The following is a 2,334-nucleotide window of genomic DNA, read 5'->3' as shown; positions in this document are numbered from 1 at the left end:
ATTTAAAGCAATGCAAGCTGGCTTTAGCCCAAAATCAAGAGCCGCGAATTTTAAAGGGGCAGGAGTCTTAACGTTTGTCGTGTCGGCCAGTATTGCAACTAGTGATTTAGTGTTCAAGGATGATTATCACCTTGTGAACTGGTTTGGGAATGTTGGTTCTGATATGTTCAAAGCCCTGGTCCAATTTGGGGCTGGCGAAGCTGCATTATGGGTGGCTGCAACCCTATCTGGACATGTGATAATTGGAGCAGTGGTTGTCTTTGCTACCTATGCGGTTATTGAGTGGGCTTGGGGTGAGTTTAATGTCGCAAAAAAAGTTGTTACGGGAGTGGAGAATGCAATCGAAAGCGAAGGTTAGATTTGCTGCTTTATGTGTGCTTTTTATATTTATACCAGTATGGTGTTGGATATGTGCTGGTTTATTGCGCGATTATCAGGACCTTTTAGACATGGTACCTATTGTTAGAGTGTCGGTAATATCGCTTTGGGTTCCATTGGGCAGTTTTGGAGCACTGATTTTGCTTATTATATTCGCTTTCATTGGTTTATATACAGGGAGAAATGCAAGATCAGTAATTGGTGAAAGGTGGACATCAATAGTTAATAAAATAGCCCTTTATTTTGCATTAGTTGGCGTAGCATTTGCTGCGGGATGGACATATCACTCAATCGACTTACTAGAAAAATATGGCTATGTGTACAGCCGAGATTTAACCAAGATAACCCCGACAGGGATTCATTTAATGTACATTAAAGCAACGCATTGAGTTGGTTTACTCGTCAATTAGCTTTAAAGGCGTCGAGTCTTTGGACATCCTTTAGAGGAATACGCAAAAATAGAGGCCGTCAAATTCCCTCGGTAATTAAGCGAACGACAGAATTGCTTGGTGATAACATGTGTGCTGACGGGGCATGTAACACGAAATTGCCCCATTGTTTGCTAGCCCAAGATTTAGGACACACTTCTTTTGTCATCAATTGACCTACTTTTACTAATAGTGGACTATGTACTTAGTTTGGTATGGAGTGTTATAGCCCTGGGTGAAACTTACAATAATGAAGAAATATGACGGCTATATTTGGTTGAGTTCTGGTTTTTCTGCGGCATCTTTCGCTTACTTTATGGCTATTTTGAGCGGAAATGTTGATGTTTCCAAATCGTTTTTTCTTGAATTATCGACGTTTTCCTTTGCGGTGAGCCTAAGTTTGAATAGTGTTATTGCTTATATCGCATTCAATAACAAACTGGCAGGTAAAGGTACTGCGTTGGATTCTGATTATGTCGGCGTTCAACGGTTTCATACGTGGAGCCTTCTATCTTTTATCGTTGCAATCTTAGCTTTAGTTGCAAGCTTTTCATTTTTGGCTGCTCTAGCTATGTTTGCGGCAGCATTTTATGTTGCCTATCAATACTCAATTGAAGAAGCTGATATCCGTGAAAAGTTTGGGGACTCCTTGAGAAAGTTATAAAAAGGGCTTTATAAAACAAGAGGTAATATGCAGATAAAATTGGGATATATGTCAAAGTTGTGTTCTGTTTTTCTTGAATCTGACACAGCAATGGTGGGGCTAGAAGAGTTTGATTTGGCTGGCATAGAAGTTGGTTCACCCATGCTAGATGAAAGTTTTTTGTTTCATATTCAACTCATGCTAGACAGTCGCCTTATAAGTGACGTCAACGGAGACAATTTAGGTTTAGCCACAATTGGTATCTTGCTCAATGGTGACGGCAGTTATCGTTCACAAAACAAGAAGTTCCGCCTTACTCAAAAAGGTCATGACTTTTCTAAATCGCTAACTAATAAAGAGATACTTAATAAACTAGCGACGGAGCTTAAAGATGCACCGTTCAAGTCAATTTTTGACGGTGGGCAGAAACTATTAGAGCACTACGCAAAGAAAAAATTAGATCAGTTGCTAGCAGCGGAGTAACAAAAGATTATTATGTAAATAGGTTAATTTTAGCGCACTTTTTATCTGTAGGATTCAAAGTTACTTTCCTAATCTGACACAAGTTATTGAGAGCTATACATCTAAACAGTTTATGCCTTATAACGAGTCAGTACAGTTCTTAGTGCTGAAGTGATAACTTAATTTCTTGTAAAACAGGTTCCTATCTAGTTGCTTCAAACATCCCACACTAATTAGAAAAAAGTGGAGATAAAACAATGTCTAAAATGGCGTTGAACTTCTTTGAAAATTACAAGTTTACGGTAAAGTTTAACTTTGATGATAAAGACTTAACTGGTGTTCTTTCCAGGGCGAGATCGCGAACGTTTTTTGAACAATTAGAACGATCGATTTGACGATCACAATTACCTGTGATCATATACT

General features: G+C 38.7%; 3 protein-coding genes and 1 pseudogene. All 4 read left to right on the top strand.

Annotated elements, in window-relative coordinates; genetic code table 11:
• Window positions 1-358: pseudogene (locus ACQEXR_RS19920) on the top strand (hypothetical protein); the annotation flags it as partial.
• Window positions 336-767 (top strand): hypothetical protein, encoded by a 432-nt coding sequence (locus ACQEXR_RS19915; protein WP_331427183.1) that lies wholly within the window; start codon window positions 336-338, stop codon window positions 765-767. The pseudogene ACQEXR_RS19920 and the gene ACQEXR_RS19915, both read left to right, overlap by 23 nt.
• Before the next feature lie 289 nt (window positions 768-1,056).
• Window positions 1,057-1,470: a hypothetical protein gene (locus ACQEXR_RS19910; protein ID WP_427021007.1), complete on the top strand. Its 414-nt coding sequence runs from the start codon at window positions 1,057-1,059 to the stop codon at window positions 1,468-1,470.
• 27 nt (window positions 1,471-1,497) lie between these two features.
• Window positions 1,498-1,932: a DUF2513 domain-containing protein gene (locus ACQEXR_RS19905; RefSeq protein WP_427021006.1), complete on the top strand. Its 435-nt coding sequence runs from the start codon at window positions 1,498-1,500 to the stop codon at window positions 1,930-1,932.
• Window positions 1,933-2,334: the final 402 nt, after the last annotated feature.

The organism is Vibrio sp. TRT 2004 (assembly GCF_050113735.1).
Taxonomy (GTDB): Bacteria; Pseudomonadota; Gammaproteobacteria; order Enterobacterales; family Vibrionaceae; genus Vibrio.
This window is presented reverse-complemented; position numbering and strand designations above follow the sequence as displayed.